Here is a 20,023-nt window from a genome sequence, read left to right on the forward strand (position 1 = left end):
TCGTGGTCCATGATATCGACTCGATCCCGACTCACTAGAGTGGGTCGTTGTGAAGGTGACGGTACTCGTCGGCGGTGTCGGCGGCGCACGATTTTTGTCCGGGGTCCGCGAACTGCTCGGTCCGACGCCGTTTCCGGTTGCCGCGGGCGACTCGGCATCGAGCAACGGAAACGAGATCACCGCGGTGGTCAACGTCGGTGACGACGCATGGATGCACGGCGTGCGCATCTGTCCCGACCTCGACACCTGCATGTACACGCTCGGCGGTGGAATCGACCCGGAGCGCAGTTGGGGTCGAGCCGACGAGTCGTGGCACGCCAAGGAGGAACTGGCCGCATACGGCGCAGACCCGGACTGGTTCGGACTCGGCGACCGCGACCTGGCGACGCACCTGATCCGCACCCAGATGCTCGACGCGGGCTACCGGCTCGCCGATGTGACCGCCGCACTGTGTCGGCGATGGCAGCCCGGCGTGCGACTACTGCCCGCAACCGACGAACGTCACGAGACACACGTCGTCGTCGCCAAACCCGATGGGAGCGAAGGCGAACGCGTCGCGATCCATTTTCAGGAATGGTGGGTCAAACACCGTGCGCAGATCCCGACCTTCGGGTTCGCACAGGTCGGGTCGGACGACACCGCACCGGCACCAGGGGTCGCCGAGGCAATCGCCGACGCCGACATCATCCTGCTCGCGCCGAGCAATCCCGTGGTCAGCATCGGGGCGATCGTCAGCGTTCCCGGCATCCGGAGCGCATTGCGCACCACGTCGGCGCCCGTGGTCGGCATCTCCCCGGTGATCGACAATCGTCCGCTGCGGGGAATGGCCGACGAATGCCTGTCGGTCATCGGCGTCGAGTCGTCCGCTGAGGCGATCGCCGCCCACTACGGCGCCCGCAGCGCCAACGGAATCCTCGACGGGTGGCTGATCGCCGAGGGCGACACCGCACACGTCGACGGCATCGCCATCGGGACGGCACCGCTACTCATGACCGACCCGCAGACCACCGCCGTGATGGTCCGTGACGCGTGCGCCCTCGTCGGCGTCGACATTCCGCAGGCTGCGCACCCCGACGCGACCGGAGACGCTCGATGACGGCCGACGCCGGCGCAGCATCGCGAGACGGAGCACTCCGCGACCACCGCGCCCCCGCGGCTCTGGAGATCATCCCGGTCACCGGTCTGCCCGAGTTCGACACCACGACCGACCTCGCAGCGGAGATCACACGCCGCGCCCCGTGGTTGCGCGACGACGATGTCGTCGTCGTCACCAGCAAGGTGTTCTCCAAGACCGAGGGTCGGATGATTCCGGCGCCCACCGACCTCGACGAGCGTGATGCGCTGCGGCGCAAGCTGATCGACGCCGAGTCCGTGCGCGTCCTCGCGCGCAAGAACCGCACGTTGATCACCGAGAACAAACTCGGCCTCGTGCAGGCCGCTGCGGGCGTCGACGGCTCCAATGTGCCGACCGACCAGATCGCGCTACTCCCCGAGGACCCCGACGGCAGCGCACGACTGTTGCGCGAAGCCATCGCGAGACTCACGGGTCACCACGTCGCGGTCATCGTCACCGACACGATGGGCCGCGCCTGGCGTACCGGACAGACCGACGTCGCGATCGGTGCGTCGGGAATCGCCGTGAGCCACCCCTACGAGGGCGGCGAGGATTCGTACGGCAACCCGTTGATCGTCACCGACATCGCCGTCGCCGACGAGATCGCGTCCGCCGCAGACCTGGTGAAGGGAAAGCTCGACGGCGTTCCGGTTGCGGTGGTGCGCGGGCTTCGCGTGCACGACGACGGATCGACTGCCGCGCGACTCGTGCGACCGGCCGACGAGGACCTGTTCCGCCTCGGCACCGCCGAAGCCATCACGCAGGGCAGGGTCGAGGCGATCCTGACCCGACGATCTATCCGCGACTTCTCGTCGGAACCCGTTGCGCCCGAAGATCTCCGGGCCGCATTAGCCGACGCGCTGACAGCGCCGGCGCCCCACCACACGCATCCGTTCCGTTTCGTCTGGGTGCGATCTCGTGAGCGTCGAGTCCGTCTGCTCGACGCGATGGGACACGCGTGGCGAGCCGACCTCTCGTCGGACGACAAGTCACCCGAGTCGATTTCCAAGCGTGTGCGGCGCGGCCAGATCCTCTACGACGCACCGGAACTGGTGATCCCGATGCTCGCCGGCGACGGCGCGCACACCTACCCCGACTCACGTCGCAACGCCGCAGAGCACACGATGTTCACCGTCGCCGCAGGCGGCGCGGTCGCGAGCTTGCTCGTCGCGCTGTCGGTCCGCGGGCTCGGTAGTTGCTGGGTGGGATCGACGATCTTCGCGCCGGAGGTCGTGCGTCGCGAGCTCGACGTCGACCCCTCGTGGGAACCGTTGGGCGCCATCGCGATCGGATACCCCGCCCAGCCGCAGCAGCTACGCGAGCCGGCTCCGACCGACGAGTGGGTGATCGAGAGATGAGCGCTGAATCCCTTCACTCATCGGCCGTCGAACTTCTTCGGTCATGGAATGCGCAGGCGCCCGAGCAGGATTCGCTGCGACACGCCTATCTCGCTTTCCTCGACGCGCAGCCGGATGCGTGTCTCCGCCGCAGCGTGCCCGGACATCTCACCGCGTCGACGATCGTGTTCGACGCCACGCACACCCACGTCCTACTGACGCTGCATCCGCGTGTGGGCAAATGGATTCAGCTCGGTGGGCACTGCGAAGAGTCCGACGGCTCGATCGCCGACGCCGCACTCCGCGAGGCGCGCGAGGAGTCGGGAATCGACGACCTCACACTCGGCGCATTGGCCCAGCTCCACACCCACCCCATCACCTGTTCTCTCGGCGTGCCCACCCGACACCTCGACGTGCGCTTCGCCGCGGTCGCGCAGCCGCAACCGGGTGGCGCCCTCCCCGACTTCGATATCAGCTCGGAGTCCGACGACCTGCGCTGGTGGCCGGTGAACGCGCTACCCGCCGACGACGGCACCGAGATCGAATCCCTCGTCGCCGCCGCGCTGGCGCAGCTCGAGGCCCGACAGCAGCGTTGAGAGCAGAGGGTTGAGAGCACCCTGCCGCGGGCATGCGCTCTAGATGCGGATGCCTTTGCCGACGGTGACCACCTCGCCGTTGCTGACGGCGAAACGATCGCGGTCGGCGGCGATGTCGACGCCGACCTGCTGGCCGTCGGAGACGACGACGTTCTTGTCGAGAATCGCGTGCCGCACGACGGCGCCCTTGCCGATCCGCACACCGGGCATCAACACACTGCCCTCGACGATCGCGCCGTCTTCGACGTGCACGTTCGCGGAGATCACCGACTGCGACACCGTCCCACCCGAGATGATGCTGCCGCCACCGACGACCGAATCCTGCGCGGAGCCACCCTGCACGAACTTGGCGGGCGGGACGTTCAACGACTCGGCGCGGATCGGCCAGTTCTGGTTGTAGAGATTGAAGACGGGGTGCACCGACACGAGATCCATATGGGCGTCGTAGAACGCGTCGAGCGTTCCGACGTCACGCCAGTAGCCCTTGTCGCGTTCCGTGGCCCCGGGAACCTCGTTGTCCTTGAAGTCGTACACGTAGGCGGCCTTGCGGTCGACGAAGCTCGGGATGATGTCGCCACCCATGTCGTGATCGGAGTCGGCATCGGCAGCGTCCTTGATGATCGCCTCGACAAGCGCATCGGTGGTGAACACATAGTTGCCCATCGAGGCAAAGGTGACGTCCGGATCGTCAGGTGTCCCAGGCGGATTGCTCGGCTTCTCCAGGAAGCGGGTGATCTTGCCCGAGTCGTCGGAGTCGATGACACCGAAGGCCGACGCCTCGACGCGCGGCACCCGGATACCGGCGACTGTCACCTCGGCGCCGGACGCAATGTGCGCCTCGACCATCTGCGACGGATCCATTCGGTACACGTGATCGGCACCGAACACGACGATGTACTCCGGCTGTTCGTCGAAGATCAGGTTCAGCGACTGGTAGATCGCGTCGGCGCTGCCCGTGTACCACCGCGGACCGAGACGCTGCTGCGCCGGAACGGGCGTGATGTACTCGCCATGAAATCCTGATGTCCACCAGGTTTGCGAGATGTGACGGTCGAGTGAGTGCGACTTGTACTGTGTCAGCACGCAGATTCGTTCGTACCCCGCGTTGACCAGATTCGACAGCACGAAGTCGATCAGCCGGTACGCGCCACCGAACGGAACGGCCGGTTTGGCGCGGTCCTTGGTCAACGGGTACAGGCGTTTTCCCTCGCCACCGGCGAGGACGATTCCGAGAACGTGCGGCTGCGATCTCACACTCCCAACTTAACCGCCAACCACCAGTGGGGCCATACGAATCGCGGGTCCGTTCTCGAGCGATTCCACACGCGAATGGCGAAGTCTGACGCATGGCACTAGCGTCAGGACCCATGAGGGTGGCGATGATGACGCGGGAGTATCCACCCGAGGTCTACGGCGGCGCCGGAGTCCATGTCACAGAACTGGTCCGGCATCTCCGAAGTCTCGTCACCGTCGACGTGCACTGCATGGGCGTTCCGCGCGACGACGCCTTCGTCTACTCCCCCGACCCCGCGCTGGCCGACGCCAATCCGGCGCTGTCGATGCTCTCGACAGACCTTCGGATGACACAGGGAGCGGCCGACGCCGACATCGCGCACTCGCACACCTGGTACACCGGTACCGCCGGGCACCTCGCGGCTCGCCTGTACGGCATCCCACACATCCTCACCGCCCACTCCCTCGAACCGTTGCGGCCATGGAAGGCCGAACAACTCGGCGGTGGCTACCAGGTGTCGAGTTGGTCGGAACGCAACGCCGTCGAGTACGCCGACGCCGTCATCGCGGTCAGTTCGGGCATGCGCGCCGACGTGGTGAACGCCTACCCGCGGTTGGACCCCGAGCGAGTTCACGTCGTGCGCAACGGAATCGACACGACGCTGTGGTACCCGGTCGAGGAGCCCTACAACCAGGAGTCGACGTTGGTGCGGCTGGGGGTCGATCCGTCGCGTCCCGTCGTCGCGTTCGTCGGGCGCATCACGCGCCAGAAGGGCGTCGGGCATCTCATCGCCGCCGCACATCACTTTGATCCGTCGATCCAGCTCGTCTTGTGCGCGGGCGCCCCCGACACCCCCGAGATCGCAGCACAGACCGAGGCCGCCGTCGCCGAACTGGCTGCCGCACGCGACGGAGTCCATTGGGTTCGAGAGATGCTCCCGCTACCCCGAATCCGCGAAATCCTCACCGCAGCAGATGTTTTCGTGTGCCCTTCGGTGTACGAGCCGCTCGGGATCGTCAATCTCGAAGCGATGGCATGCCAGACGGCCGTCGTCGCGTCGACCGTCGGTGGAATCCCGGAAGTGGTGCGCGACAACGTCACCGGACGACTCGTCCCTTACGACCCGACCGACGCGGTCGGCTTCGAACACGGAATCGCCGAGGCCGTCAACGACGTCGTGGGAGATCCGGCGGCCGCCACCGCGATGGGCGTAGCAGGACGCGAACGCGCAGAATCCGAGTTCTCGTGGGACTCCATCGCCGAACAGACGCTCGACGTCTACCGGTCGACGCTCGCCTGACACACCGTGACCGTCACCGCGACGGTGACCGGGGTCGTCGTCGATCCCGGCGCGAATGTGTGTGCGGCGCCCTCGATCTCGTCACGATCACGATGAAAGGCCGTCGGCCCCATGGACACGAGGTCGGCGATGGTCGACGCCGTCACGTCGCGACGCTCGCGAACCACCGTCTGCTCGACGGTCTCGAACCGCCGACCGACCGCGGCGGACACGGCGTCGGACTTGTCGGCAGACACCGACAGCATCGACATCGGCTCGATCAGTTCGGCGAGATGGTCCGGTTGCGGGGTGACGATGATCCACCGCCCACCGTCGCGCAGAATACGGGCGGTCTCGTCGACATTGCGCGGAGCGAACACCGACAGCACGACGTCGGCGCAGGCGTCGACGAATGGGAGGTCGCGCCAGACGTCGGCGACGACTGCACCGGCTCCGGGAACTCTGCGCGTCAACGCGCGGGCACAGTATTTCGAGAGATCGACACCGACACCGCGAGCGTGTTCGACGCTGCCGAGTGCGGCCGACAGATAGTGGCCCGGCCCGGCACCGAGATCGACGATCACCGGTGAACCCGTGTGGACCGACCGCGCCTGGGTGCTCCGAGCTGCAGCCGCCTCGGCAACCGCGTTCACGACAGGATCGAGGACACCTGCGTCGTGAACGCGCAAGCGTGCAGACACCATGTCGGCGGTGTCGGACTTGAGCGACCCCGATCGACCGTCGAGCAGGGACACGTACCGCTGCTTGGCGATGTCGAACGAGTGCCGGAGCGGGCAGAACAGGCGTCTGCCCGGTTCATCGAAGGTGAGGGACTCGCCGCAGACCGGACAACGGAGCAGGTCGACAAAGTCGGCGATATCGCCGTCGGGCCCCGTGCTCGATGGTTCGGCTCGCGACTCCTGAGTCAGCCGGTGACCCCGCGCAGTTCTTCGCCGAGCGCTGCGGCTTCGTCTGCGGTCAGTTCGACGACGAGACGGCCGCCACCCTCGATAGGAATGCGGACAACGATCCCACGCCCCTCCTTGGCTGCTTCCAGGGGTCCATCCCCAGTACGTGGCTTCATCGCCGCCATTTCGCAAACTCCCTTCAGAGTTCTCTCGCCGTGGTGGATTCGACGACAGCGCACGGCTGCCGTGTTAATGATACGTGTTCACTGAATCGGCCCGACCGACGGACGCGAAAACCCCTAGTCGCGGTCGTTCTCCGACGGCGAGTCACCGGCGTGCGTGGAGTCGTACACCGACCTGCTCTCGGTCGACACCGGCTCCGCGCCGTCACGTGCCTGCAGGGTGAGCACCACCGCACGCAGCTCGTCGATCTCCGCGGCAAGCCGCTCGAGCGCCCAGTCGACCTCACGGGGCTTGTAGCCGCGCACGGTCTGGGCGAACACAAGTGACCGCACATCGTCGCCCGCGATGCCCGCGGCGGGCAGGCGGGTCAGGGTTGTCTCGTCGTCGATCGGCGGCAGTTCTTCTCCACGACCGAACACGAACCACACGACAGCGAACACGGCGGCCACGACCACCACCATGATCAGCAGGTAGAGCAACAGCGTCTGCATGGAGAGAAGTCTATGACCGCCGTGGCGACGCTCAGGTCAGCTGGCCATCTCCTCGGCCGTCGCGTCGTCGCCGCGAATGGTGTTCATCGGCGGACGGTCCTCGAGATAGAGGTCGGTGGTGTGCGGAGTGAAGGTGCCGTCGGGCTCCGCGGTGAACTGGGTGAGCCCTGCGCCCGAGTCCTCGATGCCACAGCGTCGCATCAAGGTGCCGACGATCTGCCTGCTCATGACGCCCAACTCGATGATCGGGCGGTTGCGATGCGTGCGGACGCCCAGGTTCACCTGGCCGATGCCGGAGAGTCCGTAGAGGTCGTAGGTGTCGATCAGCAGCCCGATCTCCACTCCGTACCCCGGCGCGAATGGGACGGCCGAGAGCAGCTCCCTCGTACCCGCGTACTCGCCGCCCAGCGGCTGGAGCACTGCGGTCAACTCAGGTTTCTGCGATGCGAGCAACGGCCGGGCCACCAGTTCGGTGACTCGCCCGCCACCATTGGCGTCCTGGGTGGCTCCGGTCCGCAGCGGACGTCGGTAGTAGCCCTTGACTAGGTGGATGTCCGGGTTGACGAGCAGCGGTCCGAGCATCTTGGGCACGAACATCGGATCGGGATCGATGAGGTCGGAGTCGACGAAGGCGATGAGATCGCCGGTGACCGCGGCGATGGACCGCCACAGCACCTCCCCCTTGCCCTTCACCGGCTCGAGTTCCGGGACGGCCTCCTCGCGGCTGATGACCCGGGCGCCGGCGGCGATGGCCCGCTCCGCGGTGGCGTCGGTCGACCCGGAGTCGAGGACGACGAGTTCGTCGACCAGCGTGCCGAGGAGGGGCCGGATCGTCGCGATCACATCGGCGACGGTCTCCTCCTCGTTGAGCGCCGGCAGTACGACCGACACCGTGCGTCCCTGCTTGGCTGCCACGAGTTCTTCGATGGTCCAGTCCGGCTGTTCCCACGTGTGCGTACTCGACCATGATTGCTCCTCGCCGATCGCGTCGGCGGGGGTCGGCCACATGGCTGTGCGGTCGCGATTGTTTGAAGCGGTCGCCCTGTGGCGAGCTTGGGTTCGACGTACCTGTTCGGTCATGCGAGTCCCCTGACTGTTCGGGCGGGTGGCCGTGTTCCCGCTATTGCAGCGACCATGTCGACGACTCGACGTGTGGCGGCGACCTCGTGGACGCGGAAGATTCGAGCTCCAGAAGCGGCGCTCAACGCTGTCGCGGCCAGTGTCCCCTCCACGCGCTCGTCGAGGTCCACACCCAAAGTCTCCCCCACGAAATCCTTGTTACTCAGTGCCATCAGCACTGGCCAGCCTGTATTAACAAGATCTTTTACGTGGCGTAACAGGAGCAGCCCGTGGTGAGTGTTTTTGCCGAAGTCGTGTGTCGGGTCGATAACGATTGAGTCGCGAGCCACGCCCTGCGCTTCGGCCGCTTCGGCCGCCCGGGTCACCTGGGCGATCACCTCTGCCACCACATCGGTCGGTTTCTCGCCGTAGGCGACGCGGTGCGGACGTGTCCGGACCTCCATGCCGCCGGTGTGGGAACACACGATTCCGGCACGCCGCGCCGCGGCGACCTTGACCAGATCGGGATCGGCACCCGCCCACGTGTCGTTGATGAGGTCGGCTCCGACAGCGCACGCGCGATCGGCGACTTCGGCGCGCCAGGTGTCGACACTGATCAGCAGATCCGGGTAGCGCTCACGAATCCACTCGACCATCGGCACGACCCGCTCGGTCTCGGTCGCGGCGTCGACTTCTTCGCCCGGCCCGGCCTTCACACCACCGATGTCGACGATGTCGGCGCCCTCGGAGACGACCTGCCGGATACGGGCCTTCGCCGCGTCGTCGGAGAACGACGATCCACGGTCGTAGAACGAATCGGGCGTGCGATTGACGATGGCCATCACCAGGGCCCGATCGGCGGGCACGGGCCTACCGCACAGGGTCGCATTCATGGGAGCCAGCGTAGCGATCGCCGCGCGTCACAGATCGACGGCGACCGCCGGCACTAGCGCGTTGTGCGCCTGTTCAGTTCTTGGGCACCGTGGCGTTCGCCACCTCGTCGGCGTAACCGTCGTAGTACTTGACGTAACCCTCCGAGCGACCCTTGAGCACGTAGAGCGGATCGTCGCCGGTGTCGGAGTAGCTCTCGTCGCGAAGTTCGACCTTGCGGTTCTTGAACGTCGACGTGGCCTCGAGCTGGTCGACGACGCGGACGAAGAGCGGAATCGCGTACGGGGGCAGGGCGTCGTAGAGGTGCGCCGCGAGCTCCTTGCCGTCGAGCTCACCTCCGTCGCGCAGGGTGATCGCCCCCATGCCCGCCTTGCCGTCGGTTCCGGGGACCTCGGCACCGAACACGACGGACTGGCCGACCTGGGAGAACCCGTCGAGTCCCGCCTCGACCTGGGTTGTCGCCACGTTCTCACCCTTCCAGCGGAACGTGTCGCCGAGGCGATCGACGAAAGCGATGTGGGAGAAGCCCTGATCGCGGACGAGATCGCCCGAGTTGAACCACTCGTCGCCGTCCTTGAACGCGTCGCGGATGATCTTCTTCTCGGTCTCCGCCGGGTCGGTGTATCCGTCGATCGGGACGCGGTCGTTGATGCCGGAGATCAGCAGTCCGATTCCGCCACGCTTGACCTTGGTCAGTCGGCCGTCGGCATTGCGCTGAGGCTTGCCCTCGTCGTCGTACTCGACGATCGCGTACGGCAGTGGGCAGAACCCGGCGGTGCGCTCGACGCTGAAGGCGTTGACGAAGACCAGGTTCAGTTCACTCGCGCCGTAGAACTCGACGATGCGCTCGATGCCGAAGCGTCGCTGGAACTCGTCCCAGATATCGGGGCGCATGCCGTTGCCGACGATGAGCCGGACGTCGTGGGAGCGATCGGTTGGCTTCTCGGGCTGGGCGAGGAGGTATCGGCAGAGCTCACCGATGTAGCAGAACGCCGTCGCGCGATTGCGGATCACGTCGTCCCAGAATTTCGACGCCGAGAAGTGCTTGCCGATCGCGATACACGCACCGGCCGCGAGGACAGAAGAGAGCGAAACGCTGAGCGCGTTGTTGTGGTACAGCGGCAGCGGCACGTACATGGTGTCGCTGTGCTTGAGCCGAACGGCAAGCCCGCCGATTCCGGAAAGGCTTGCAAGCCAACGGTTGTGGCTCATCACGCTCGCCTTGGGCATGCCTGTGGTACCCGACGTGAAGATGTAGAACGCCTCGGTGGATGCGGGCAGGTCCGCGGTGATCGAGGGGTTGGTTTCCGGTTTCTGGTCGGCTTCCTTCTCGAACTGCTCGAAGTCGTAGACATGCGACGGCAGCACGTCGGCACTGATGGACTCGAGCGCCTCGCTGCAGTCCGGGTCGAAGACCAGGACGCGCGCGCCGAGAAGCTCCACGCTGTGTTCGAGAACGTCGCCGCGCTGGTTGTAGTTCAACATTCCGGCGATTGCGCCGAGCTTGACCGTCGCAAGCATGAGCATCAGGTCGGTCGGGCAGTTCTTCGACAGGATCGCGACGACGTCGCCTTTGGTCACGCCGTCCTCTTGAAGCACCCCTGCGTACCGGTTCACGTGACGATTCGCTTCGCCGTAGGTGATGGTCTTGCCCTCGAAGCGGATGAACGGGCGCTCCGGATGGTCTGCAGCACGCTTGGCGAAGATCGACCCGATCGTGCGCTTGGCGTCGGGCGGGCGCCTGATGAGGCCCGGCGCGGCCTTGATCATGCCGACGGCGTCGGGAGCCATCTTGGCGACACCCTTCAGCAAGTCTGAGATTCCGACGACCTTGGTGGCGTCACCTGACATCTATTTCCACCCTCCGCTACGTGTGCCAACACGCGTCAAAACGTGTTCTTCGACACCTTACCGCTCAGTAGCAAACGCGATGGCGGCCGGCACCGTGTCCGCCACTTTCAGCCTCGCCAGTGACCGCTCTGACACAAACCCCTCGCCCTGCAACCGGCGCAGCCAGTCGAACAGCGGCGCATAAAAATCGAAGGGATCGCAGATGATGACCGGTTTGGCATGCATCCCGAGGTAGCCGCCCGTCCAGGTTTCGAAGAACTCCTCCAGGGTGCCGACGCCTCCCGGCAACGTGATGAATGCGTCTGCACGGTCGTCCATCAGTTGCTTGCGCTGTCGCATCGTCTCGGTGACGACCAGTTCGTCGGCGTCGAGGTCGGCGACCTCGCGCTCCATCAGCGCCCGCGGGATGATGCCGATCGTCGATCCGCCTGCCGCGCGTGTCGCCGACGCGACCGCGCCCATCATCGACACGTTGCCGCCACCCGAGACCAGGGTGTGTCCCGCGGCGCCGATGGCGGTCCCGAGGTCTGCGGCGAGGTCGAGGTAGCGCTCGTCGACCGGACCCGACGCGCAGTACACGCAGATCGCGGTCATCGGGTGGGAGTCGCGTCGACGATGATCTTCACCGCTTCCTCGGGTGTGTCGACGACGTGGAACAGGTCGAGGTCGTCGGAGGAGATCATCCCGCCCGCAAGGAGACGGTCGCGCATCCAATCGACGAGCCCCGCCCAGTGCTCACGTCCGAGCAACACGATCGGGAAGCGCACCACCTTCTTGGTCTGCACCAGGGTGAGCGCCTCGAAGAGTTCGTCGAGGGTACCGAATCCGCCGGGCAGGCACACAAACGCCTGGGCGTACTTGACGAACATCGTCTTGCGCACGAAGAAGTACCGGAAGTTCATCCCGAGATCGACCCACGGGTTGAGATGCTGCTCGAACGGCAGCTCGATGTTCAGGCCGATGGAGCGCGAATCAGTATGTGCGGCACCGCGGTTGGCGGCCTCCATGACACCCGGGCCACCTCCGGTGATGACCGCGTAACCCGCCTCACCGAGCGCCTTGCCCAGCCGGACACCGAGGTCGTACTCCGGCGTTCCCTCGGGGGTCCGAGCCGACCCGAACACCGTCACCGCCTCGGCGACGTCGTTCATCGCGTCGAAGCCCGCGACGAACTCGGATTGGATGCGCAGCACCCGCCACGAGTCACGCATGGTGCGTTCTGCTCGAAGCGTCTGGTCGCGGGGGTTCACCCACTGCAGCAGCCGCCGATCGGTGGTCTCCGGTCGCTGCAGATCTCGTCGGATGCGCATCGGCCCGACGTAGCAGGCACCCTCCTCGTCGATCACCACCTCGCCGCCCGGCATGTCGCCGCTCGCGTCGGAGTCGGTGGCGCCTTGCGGCGTGCTCGGCACAGCGTCGGACGAGGCATCTTCAGGTACGGATGACATGCAGGTCACGCTAGCAAGCCTTCAGGTGTCACCGATGCTCACTCGCGCATGCGCACTACCGCCGCGAGCGTCGATGAGTGCGGATCGACGTCGTCGAGGTTCGGAGGCCGGCAGCCCTGGGGACCGCACCTCGTCTGTGACGATCTACCTTCTGCACTGCCGAAGGTGCCGAGCGACAGATGAGGTGCGGATCATCGATGGTCGCGTCGACCGCGACGCCGATGCACTACCTGATGCTCACGGGAGTGCGCACACCGACAGAGCACAGTCAGGACAGATACGCCCTGAGGAGATCGGTGACCTCGGCGATCTGGGCCACGGGCACGCGCTCGTCGACGCGGTGCGCGAGGTTGGGATCACCCGGGCCGAGGTTGACGGCCGGGATTCCGAGTGCCGAGAAGCGCGACACGTCGGTCCAGCCGTACTTCGCACGGAACCGCCCATGAGCGGCGTCGACCAGCGCGGCTGCGGCGGGATGGCTGAGTCCTGGCAGCGCGCCGGGCGCGGCATCGGTCAGTTCGAGTGTGATCATCTCGGTGTCGAGATCTTCGGCGAACACATCGCGGACGTGGTCGAGTGCGTCGTCGACGCTGCGGTCGGGTGCGAATCGGAAGTTGATGGTCACCGAGGCGCTGTCGGGGATCACGTTGCCCGCCACGCCCCCGTCGATACCGACGGCCGAGAGGCCCTCGCGATACTCGCAGCCGTCGATGTTGACGTAGCGCGGCTGATAGTTCGCGAGCGTGGTGAGCACTCCGGCCAGTTTGTGAATTGCGTTGTCGCCCATCCACGATCGCGCAGAGTGGGCACGGGTTCCCGACGCGGTGAGCCGCACACGCAGGGTGCCCTGGCATCCGGCTTCGATCTGCCCGGCAGTGGGTTCACCGAGGATCGCTACGTCGCCCGAAAGCCATTCGGGCAGTTCGCGTTCGAGAAATCCGAGCCCGTTGTACTCGGCTGCGATCTCTTCGCAGTCGTAGAAGATGAGCGTGAGATCGTGCGACGGATCGTCGAGGGTTGCGGCGAGGTGGAGGAAGACGGCGTCGCCCGATTTCATGTCGACGGTTCCGCAGCCGTGCAGTACGTCGCCCTCGGCATCGTCGACGGTGCGTCGACTGGGCAGGTTGCCCGCGACGGGCACGGTGTCGAGGTGGCCCGCGAGGATGACCCGGCTCGGCTTACCGCGATTCGTGCGCGCGAGAACGCGATTGCCGTGTCGGAGCACCTCGAACCCGACCGTCTGCTCGCGGAGCGCCTTCTCGACGGCGTCGGCGATGGCCGATTCGTTGTGCGACTCGCTCTCGATGTCGACGAGTGCGGCGGTCAACTCGACGGGATCGGCATGCAGGTCGAGGTCGGCGACGGCGTTCTCGGTGGTGCTCACCTCTCCAACTTATCGCGCGTGCGGCCGCCACCCGACTTTCGCATTCCGGCTCACAACCCGTTCGGTAGCAGGCACCGAGCGCCGGTGGCATGGTGGACCGCATGTTGGGAACCGTCATCCACGCGCCGTTCGACGTGCGCTTCGAGGAGCTCGACCGGCCCGCGATCGTCGAGCCGACCGACGCGATCATCCGGCTGTCGGCGACCTGCGTGTGCGGGTCGGATCTGTGGACCTATCGCGGCATCAACGAGATCACGCATCCGATCCCGATGGGACACGAGTACGTCGGCGTCGTGGAGGAGGTCGGGTCCGCGGTGACCAACGTGAGGCCGGGGCAGTTCGTGATCGGCTCGTTCTTCGCTTCCGACAACACCTGCGACATCTGCCGTGCCGGATACCAGACCGGCTGCGTGCATCGCGCACCGGTGCGTGGCGCGCAAGCCGAGTACCTCCGCGTCCCGCTCGCCGACGGCACACTGGTCGCAACGCCCGAGGTTCCCGACGACGAGATCGTGCCCGACCTCCTCGCGGCGTCGGACGTCCTCGGGACCGGCTGGTTCGGTGCCACCGCAGCTCAGGTCGGGCCGGGCAAGACCGTCGTCGTGGTCGGCGACGGCGCCGTCGGACTGTTGGCCGTGCTCGCTTCGGCGCAACTCGGCGCCGAGCGGATCATCGCGATGAGCAGGCATGAGCAGCGCCAGAAGCTCGCTCTGGAGTTCGGGGCCACCGATATCGTGGCCGAACGCGGCGACGAGGGCGTCGCGGCGGTGAAGGAACTGACGAACGGACTCGGCGCGCACTCGGTGATCGAGGCAGTCGGCACGCAGCAGTCGATGACGCAGGCCATCGATTCAACGCGCCCGGGCGGGCACGTCGGCTTCGTCGGGGTGGCGCACGGGGTGGAGATTCCCGGCGACCAGCTCTTCTACAAACTCGTCCACCTCCACGGCGGCCCAGCGCCGGTCCGTCAGTTCCTGCCGGATCTCATCACGCGCATCATGAATCGAGACATCAACCCGGGCAAGGTCTTTGACCTCACGCTGCCACTGAGCGGCGTGGCCGAGGGCTACGCCGCGATGGACGAGCGACGGGCGATCAAGGCCCTGCTGCAACCCTGAGGCCCACACTCTGTCCGAAAGGTTCATGTGTGGCCGGCGGCTGTCGCATAGTGTCGCGGCCATGAGCGAAGACACCACGCCACGACCTGTTCTCAACGCCGTCTCGTTCGTCGTCGCCGACATGGCGGCGACGGTCGAGTTCTACTCGCAACTCGGCCTCGAGTTCGACCCCGACGCCGCGAACGCCCCGCACGCGCAAGCCACCGTCGCAGGCATGCAGATCATGTTCGACACGCGCGCCGTCGTGCTGTCATTCATGCCCGACTGGTACGTGCCGGAGGGAGGCCACCGCGCTGCTCTCGCGTTCGAATGTTCTTCGCCCGCAGCGGTCGACGCCGAGCACAGTCGCCTCGTCGACCTCGGCTACCGGTCGCTGCTCACCCCGTTCGACGCGGTGTGGGGACAGCGTTACGCGGTCATCCTCGACCCCGACGACAACCCGGTGGATCTCTACTGCGCCCTGAGCTGAGCCGCGTCGGCCACCGGTGGCACGAACGCAGTCGGAGGCGCACCGGCCAGCGCGACGAACTCGCGAAACATATGGGCGTAGTCGGCGTATCCGGTGCGATGCGCCACCGCCGACAGATCCTCGTCACCGAGCACACTCATCGCGTTGCGCATCCGGAGAATCCTGCCCAGCGTCTTGGCTCCATACCCGAAGTACTGCAACGACATTCGATGCAGAGTCCGTTCGGTGACCGACAGCTCCGCTGCACACTCGGCGACCCCGACACGACGACGCAGTATGTCGACGAGGTGCCATGACCAGGGCGGCGGGGCCGTGTGCCGATCAGCGGTGCACAACTCGGCCAGCGTGGCGACCTTGTCGTCGGAGGCTTCCAACAGCTCACACCAGCGCTCGACGCGTGGTCGCTGCCAGAGGGTGTCGGCCTCGACCCGCAGATCACGAAGTTCAACGGCCGGTACCCCGAGCAGACCCTGCGCGTGTCCGGGAAAGAATCGGAGCCCGACCATCTCATGCGGTTGATGTGCGACAAATACATTCGGACGAGTGTCCGGGCCCGCGAACAACAGGCCATCACCGGTCCAGATGACATCCATGCAGCCGTCGGGCAGAACCGTCGCTTCGCCGACGTCGACGGCACTTCGCCACGCGTGCACTGCTGCGACTCGCTCGGCCGATGACGTCATTCGTCCAGTGTCGCCCACGGTGAGCGACGGTGTCAGCCCGCTGGACACGCTGCCATCGCTCTGGACACAAGGCCCTGCCAGCTTGGGACGAAAGACCCTCTCCCCCAAGCCAACCGAGGTCGAACATTGGACACGTAGACCACTCGTCGAGGAGATGATGTTCGATGTCCATCCGCCGCACGCACACCGACAACCCGCAGCACCCCGCCGCCATCGTCGGGTTCGCGATCTTCCTGATCGGCTTCGGTGCCGCACCCCTCGCCCTGACAGCGCTCGCTTTCGGGAGTGGCACTGCCGCTCTCGTCGCCGCGATCGTGGCGGTCATCGGAATGGCAATCGGGATCGGCATCGTCTCGGTGATGACACGACGCCTCCAGCACAGCGCGCTGTTGCCCGATGCGACGTCGAAAGAGGAGCAGCACTACCTGGAGGTCTACCGCCACCAGGTCGCCTAGCCTGCCGCACGCAAGCGAGGTCGAGGTCGACGCCCCGGGTTGGGCGGGGCGTCGACCTTGCTGCGCTTTCTGCCGCTGACCGTCGGATCTTGCCCTAATCAACCACCGGACTGTGACCTGGATAACACTAGGCTGGGAGCGTCGTCGAATCGAGGAGATGACGCCATGACGGCTTTGCACAGATCTCACGTGTCACACGGCAATCACCCGATGGGTGTTGTCGCATTCGTTCTCGTGCTGGCGGGCTTCCTGTCGCTGGCGATCTCGCTGACCATGTTGGCAACGGGCGAAACCACCGCCGGAGTCGTCTGGGCGGTGGTGATGGTTGCGGCATTCGCCGGTGGAGCGGCAGTGCTCATCGCGCTGAGCCGCCAGATGTATCACAGCGCGTTCTTCCCGGTGAACACCGAGCACGACCGCGTCGAGTACGACCACATGTATCACCAGCACTGATTCCGGTCGATGCGGGCGACCTGGCCCAGCCCGTGCGGAGGTCGCCGGTAAACTCCTGCCCGTGACGACGAATGGCGCTTTCGCAACAGGCATCGCAACCGTGACCAACGGGGGGTCCGCCGATCCCGGCGTTGTCCTCGACGTCTGGTACCCGGACCCCGAACTCGCAACGCCGGATCTGGCCGACACCAAGATACTCGAGGGCGACGACATTCCCGCCGACCTGAACGATCTGGTCGGCCTCGACGAGGCACGCGGCGTCAAGATCGTCGCGGTTCGCACCTCCATCGCTGATCTGTCGGTCGCCCCGTCGGACGCCTACGACGTCTACCTGCGCCTTCACCTGCTGTCGCATCGACTCATCGAGCCGCACGAGGCGAATCTCGAGGGCATCTTCGGCCTGCTGTCGAACGTCGTCTGGACCAACTTCGGGCCGTGCCCGGTGGAGGGATTCGAGAAGGTTCGACGACGCCTTCGCGCGCGCGGACACGTGACCGTACTGAGCATCGACAAGTTCCCCCGGATGGTCGATTACGTCGCACCGGGCGGAGTCCGCATCGGCGACGCCGACCGCGTGCGTCTCGGTGCACACCTCGCCCCCGGCACCACCGTGATGCACGAGGGATTTGTGAACTACAACGCGGGAACGCTCGGCTCGTCGATGGTCGAGGGGCGAATCTCGGCGGGCGTCGTCGTCGGCGACGGTTCAGACATCGGTGGCGGAGCGTCGACGATGGGCACGCTGTCGGGCGGCGGCAAAGAGATCATCTCGCTGGGCAAGCGCTGCCTGCTCGGCGCGAACTCCGGCTGCGGGATTCCTCTCGGCGACGACTGCGTCGTCGAGGCAGGGCTGTACGTGACCGCAGGCACCAAGGTGACGGGTCCCGACGGCGCGTCCATCAAGGCACGTGAGCTCTCCGGACAGTCGAATCTGCTGTTCCGTCGCAACAGCCTCACCGGCACCGTCGAGGTGGTGCCGTGGAAGGGCGACGGCATCGCGCTCAACGAGGCGCTGCACAAGAACAACTGACCCGGGGCTGCCGAGTCGGCATTGCGGACGCCTTCGTGGTGGCGTGTGATTTCGACTCGGCAGCTCGCTGCGCTCGCGGCCGGCTCAATCAGCGGGTGAGGCCGGCTCAATCAGCGGGCGGGGCCGGTTCGATCGGCGGGTGGAGCGGCTCAATCAGCGGAGCGGCGTCGGGCCGGGTTGTGGATGTGTTCGAATCGAAGGATGTGGGTGCCGCAGCACCCACATCCTTACGTTCGACACACACTCACCGCGGGAGTGGGCGGATAAGGCGCCCAGCCGGCGCGGGTCGGGCGGACTTTCAGGCGGTGAGTCGCGCCACGGCGGCGTCGATGCGCTCGTCGGTGGCGGTGAGGGCGAAGCGCACGTGGTTGACCCCGAGCGGTCCGTAGAAGTCGCCGGGGGCCGCCAGGATGCCGCGCTGGGCAAGCCACGCAACGGTGTCGCGGCAGCCCTCGTCGCGGGTGGCCCAGAGGTAGAGCCCGGCCTCCGAATCGTCGACGCGGAAACCCGCCTCGCGCACCGCGGGCAGTAGGCGCGAGCGGCGCAACTGGTAGCGGGCGCGCTGTGCCTCGACGTGCGTGTCGTCGGAGAGCGCAGCGGTCATCGCTGCCTGGATCGGGAACGGCACGATCATGCCCGAGTGTTTGCGCACGGCAAGGAGTTCGGCGATCAGGTCGTGGTCGCCAGCGAAGAAGCCCGCGCGATACGACGCCAGGTTGGAGATCTTCGACAGGGAGTGGATCGCGAGCAGCCCGGTATGGTCGCCGTCGCTGACCCGGGGGTCGAGGATCGAGACGGCCTCGGTGTCCCAGGACAACCCGAGGTAACACTCGTCGGACGCGAGGATCGTGTCGTGCTCGCGGCACCACGCGACCACCTTGCGCAGGTGGTCGACGCCCAGCACGCGGCCAGTCGGATTCGACGGTGAGTTGATGAACATGAGCGCGGGTGCCGAGCTGCCCATGACCGGGCCGATCTGCAGCGTCGAATCTGCTCGTGTCACCGACGCACCCGCGAGCAGCGCGCTCACTTCGTACGTGGGGTAGGCGACCTCGGGAATCACGACGTTGTCGCCAACGCCGATACCGAGCGCGGAGGTCAGCCCGGCGATGGCCTCTTTGGTTCCGATGACCGGCAGAATCGACGATTCGTCGAGTCCTGTTGCGCCGTACCGTCGTGCCAGCGCGTCGACGGCAGCCTTGCGCAGCTCAGGTGTGCCGACGGTTGTCGGGTAGCCGGGGAAATCCGACGCCGACGCCAACGCCTCGCGGATCAGCGTGTCGACCGGATCGACGGGTGTGCCGACAGAGAGGTCGACGATGCCGTCCTCGTGAGCAGCAGCGGTCGCCTTGGCCTCGGCGAGCGAATCCCAGGGAAAATCGGGTAGCGCCTCACTCACACGTGCCCGGCGGGCCGTTCGCAAGTCAGTCCTCGCCCTCGTTCATCGGGGGGAGTTCCTTGATGAACGGCGGGTCGTAGTCGGTCTTGCCCACCTTGCTCGCACCACCCGGCGAGCCGAGGTCGTCGAAGAAGTCGGCGTTCGCGCTGACGTAGGGCTCCCACTCGTCGGGAACGTCGTCCTCGTAGAAGATCGCTTCCACAGGACACACCGGTTCGCAGGCACCGCAGTCAACGCACTCATCCGGCTGGATGTACAGACTGCGGCCACCCTCGTAGATGCAATCGACAGGGCACTCCTCGACGCAGGCCTTGTCCATCACGTCCACACAGGGCTCCGCGATGATGTACGTCACCACTCTCTCCTTCTCCGCATAACGTTCATGTGTCCGCTCGCGCCCGCGTGTGCTCACGCGGCGGCAGACCTTGACGCGAGGGCTGGTCGCGTCGCATGCGCACGCCGTCGACCTCCCCCGAAGCAGGCGCGGAGCACACACGCATCGTCAACCTTATCTGCCTGGCCCAGCCCCGGCCCACATCGCCCCGTGCTATCGCTCACATCTGTCCCGGTCAGGGCAACTCGGCACGACGAAGATCACAGTTTCGACGTTTCGTTCCCCCCGCGAACTCCCATAGTGGGTT

General features: G+C 66.2%; 22 protein-coding genes. 9 read left to right on the forward strand and 13 right to left on the reverse strand.

Annotated features, from left to right (window positions below):
- The first annotated feature begins 49 nt into the window (after window positions 1–49).
- Genes cofD through ABW18_RS08230 form a run of 3 tightly spaced genes read left to right on the forward strand, consistent with a single transcriptional unit; the run spans window position 50 to window position 3,047 of the window.
- Window positions 50–1,096 (forward strand): 2-phospho-L-lactate transferase, encoded by a 1,047-nt coding sequence (cofD, locus tag ABW18_RS08220; protein WP_049698459.1) that lies wholly within the window; start codon window positions 50–52, stop codon window positions 1,094–1,096.
- Window positions 1,093–2,472 carry a coenzyme F420-0:L-glutamate ligase gene (locus tag ABW18_RS08225; protein ID WP_049698460.1) on the forward strand — a complete coding sequence of 460 codons (1,380 nt, stop codon included), beginning with the start codon at window positions 1,093–1,095 and terminating at the stop codon, window positions 2,470–2,472. The genes cofD and ABW18_RS08225 overlap by 4 nt, the downstream gene beginning before the upstream one ends.
- Window positions 2,469–3,047, forward strand: coding sequence for an NUDIX hydrolase (locus tag ABW18_RS08230; protein WP_049698461.1), 579 nt, complete (start codon window positions 2,469–2,471; stop codon window positions 3,045–3,047). The genes ABW18_RS08225 and ABW18_RS08230 overlap by 4 nt, the downstream gene beginning before the upstream one ends.
- A gap of 39 nt (window positions 3,048–3,086) precedes the next feature.
- Here the strand turns inward: ABW18_RS08230 and glgC are convergent, their stop codons facing one another.
- Window positions 3,087–4,301 carry a glucose-1-phosphate adenylyltransferase gene (gene glgC, locus ABW18_RS08235; protein WP_049698462.1) on the reverse strand — a complete coding sequence of 405 codons (1,215 nt, stop codon included), beginning with the start codon at window positions 4,299–4,301 and terminating at the stop codon, window positions 3,087–3,089.
- Window positions 4,302–4,414: 113 nt separating this feature from the next.
- Between glgC and glgA the strand changes: the two genes are divergently transcribed.
- Complete coding sequence (glgA, locus tag ABW18_RS08240) at window positions 4,415–5,581, forward strand: glycogen synthase (RefSeq protein ID WP_200903229.1); 1,167 nt, start codon at window positions 4,415–4,417, stop codon at window positions 5,579–5,581.
- Here the strand turns inward: glgA and ABW18_RS08245 are convergent.
- The 9 genes from ABW18_RS08245 to dapE all read right to left on the reverse strand — a co-directional run bounded on the left by ABW18_RS08245 (window position 5,560) and on the right by dapE (window position 13,775).
- Window positions 5,560–6,489: a putative RNA methyltransferase gene (locus ABW18_RS08245; protein WP_049698628.1), complete on the reverse strand. Its 930-nt coding sequence runs from the start codon at window positions 6,487–6,489 to the stop codon at window positions 5,560–5,562. The genes glgA and ABW18_RS08245 overlap by 22 nt on opposite strands.
- On the reverse strand, window positions 6,486–6,653 hold the full coding sequence (locus ABW18_RS08250) for a DUF3117 domain-containing protein (protein ID WP_004019232.1): 168 nt from the start codon (window positions 6,651–6,653) through the stop codon (window positions 6,486–6,488). The genes ABW18_RS08245 and ABW18_RS08250 overlap by 4 nt, the downstream gene beginning before the upstream one ends.
- 114 nt (window positions 6,654–6,767) lie before the next feature.
- Window positions 6,768–7,142 carry a DivIVA domain-containing protein gene (locus ABW18_RS08255; protein ID WP_049698464.1) on the reverse strand — a complete coding sequence of 125 codons (375 nt, stop codon included), beginning with the start codon at window positions 7,140–7,142 and terminating at the stop codon, window positions 6,768–6,770.
- Window positions 7,143–7,178: 36 nt separating this feature from the next.
- Window positions 7,179–8,222, reverse strand: a complete 1,044-nt coding sequence (locus ABW18_RS08260) for a glucosyl-3-phosphoglycerate synthase (RefSeq protein ID WP_049698465.1) — start codon at window positions 8,220–8,222, stop codon at window positions 7,179–7,181.
- Complete coding sequence (folP, locus tag ABW18_RS08265; protein ID WP_049698466.1) at window positions 8,219–9,094, reverse strand: dihydropteroate synthase; 876 nt, start codon at window positions 9,092–9,094, stop codon at window positions 8,219–8,221. The genes ABW18_RS08260 and folP overlap by 4 nt, the downstream gene beginning before the upstream one ends.
- Window positions 9,095–9,167: 73 nt before the next feature.
- The gene (locus ABW18_RS08270; protein ID WP_049698467.1) at window positions 9,168–10,943 is read right to left on the reverse strand and encodes a long-chain-acyl-CoA synthetase; all 1,776 of its coding nucleotides are present in this window, start codon (window positions 10,941–10,943) and stop codon (window positions 9,168–9,170) included.
- Window positions 10,944–11,000: 57 nt separating this feature from the next.
- Window positions 11,001–11,537 carry an LOG family protein gene (locus ABW18_RS08275; RefSeq protein WP_049698468.1) on the reverse strand — a complete coding sequence of 179 codons (537 nt, stop codon included), beginning with the start codon at window positions 11,535–11,537 and terminating at the stop codon, window positions 11,001–11,003.
- Complete coding sequence (locus tag ABW18_RS08280) at window positions 11,534–12,307, reverse strand: LOG family protein (protein ID WP_064870417.1); 774 nt, start codon at window positions 12,305–12,307, stop codon at window positions 11,534–11,536. The genes ABW18_RS08275 and ABW18_RS08280 overlap by 4 nt, the downstream gene beginning before the upstream one ends.
- A 352-nt stretch (window positions 12,308–12,659) precedes the next feature.
- Window positions 12,660–13,775, reverse strand: a complete 1,116-nt coding sequence (dapE, locus tag ABW18_RS08285) for a succinyl-diaminopimelate desuccinylase (protein ID WP_049698470.1) — start codon at window positions 13,773–13,775, stop codon at window positions 12,660–12,662.
- Window positions 13,776–13,876: 101 nt separating this feature from the next.
- On the opposite strand from dapE, the gene ABW18_RS08290 reads away from it, so the two are divergent.
- On the forward strand, window positions 13,877–14,893 hold the full coding sequence (locus ABW18_RS08290; RefSeq protein ID WP_049698629.1) for a zinc-dependent alcohol dehydrogenase family protein: 1,017 nt from the start codon (window positions 13,877–13,879) through the stop codon (window positions 14,891–14,893).
- A gap of 61 nt (window positions 14,894–14,954) precedes the next feature.
- Window positions 14,955–15,362 carry a VOC family protein gene (locus ABW18_RS08295; RefSeq protein WP_049698471.1) on the forward strand — a complete coding sequence of 136 codons (408 nt, stop codon included), beginning with the start codon at window positions 14,955–14,957 and terminating at the stop codon, window positions 15,360–15,362.
- On the opposite strand, the gene ABW18_RS08300 is transcribed toward ABW18_RS08295, so the two are convergent.
- Window positions 15,344–16,045 (reverse strand): helix-turn-helix domain-containing protein, encoded by a 702-nt coding sequence (locus tag ABW18_RS08300; RefSeq protein ID WP_049698630.1) that lies wholly within the window; start codon window positions 16,043–16,045, stop codon window positions 15,344–15,346. The two genes, ABW18_RS08295 and ABW18_RS08300, sit on opposite strands and share 19 nt — an antisense overlap.
- 164 nt (window positions 16,046–16,209) lie before the next feature.
- Here ABW18_RS08300 and ABW18_RS08305 point away from each other — a divergent pair, with 164 nt between their 5' ends.
- The 3 genes from ABW18_RS08305 (at window position 16,210) to dapD (ending at window position 17,983) form a co-directional block, all read left to right on the forward strand.
- Entirely contained in the window at window positions 16,210–16,500 is a 291-nt protein-coding gene (locus ABW18_RS08305; RefSeq protein WP_049698472.1) for a hypothetical protein, read from the forward strand.
- Window positions 16,501–16,665: 165 nt separating this feature from the next.
- A complete protein-coding gene (locus tag ABW18_RS08310) occupies window positions 16,666–16,953 on the forward strand; it encodes a hypothetical protein (protein ID WP_049698473.1) in 288 nt (95 codons plus the stop codon).
- Between the two features lie 61 nt (window positions 16,954–17,014).
- Window positions 17,015–17,983 carry a 2,3,4,5-tetrahydropyridine-2,6-dicarboxylate N-succinyltransferase gene (gene dapD, locus ABW18_RS08315; protein ID WP_083444336.1) on the forward strand — a complete coding sequence of 323 codons (969 nt, stop codon included), beginning with the start codon at window positions 17,015–17,017 and terminating at the stop codon, window positions 17,981–17,983.
- A 298-nt stretch (window positions 17,984–18,281) separates the two neighbouring features.
- Here dapD and dapC read toward each other — a convergent pair whose 3' ends face one another.
- Window positions 18,282–19,406, reverse strand: a complete 1,125-nt coding sequence (gene dapC / locus ABW18_RS08320; protein WP_049698475.1) for a succinyldiaminopimelate transaminase — start codon at window positions 19,404–19,406, stop codon at window positions 18,282–18,284.
- 1 nt (window position 19,407) lies between these two features.
- On the reverse strand, window positions 19,408–19,740 hold the full coding sequence (gene fdxA, locus ABW18_RS08325; RefSeq protein ID WP_049698476.1) for a ferredoxin: 333 nt from the start codon (window positions 19,738–19,740) through the stop codon (window positions 19,408–19,410).
- Window positions 19,741–20,023: the final 283 nt, after the last annotated feature.

Origin of the sequence: Gordonia jacobaea, assembly GCF_001186365.1 — a bacterium.
Taxonomy (GTDB): domain Bacteria; phylum Actinomycetota; class Actinomycetes; order Mycobacteriales; family Mycobacteriaceae; genus Gordonia; species Gordonia jacobaea.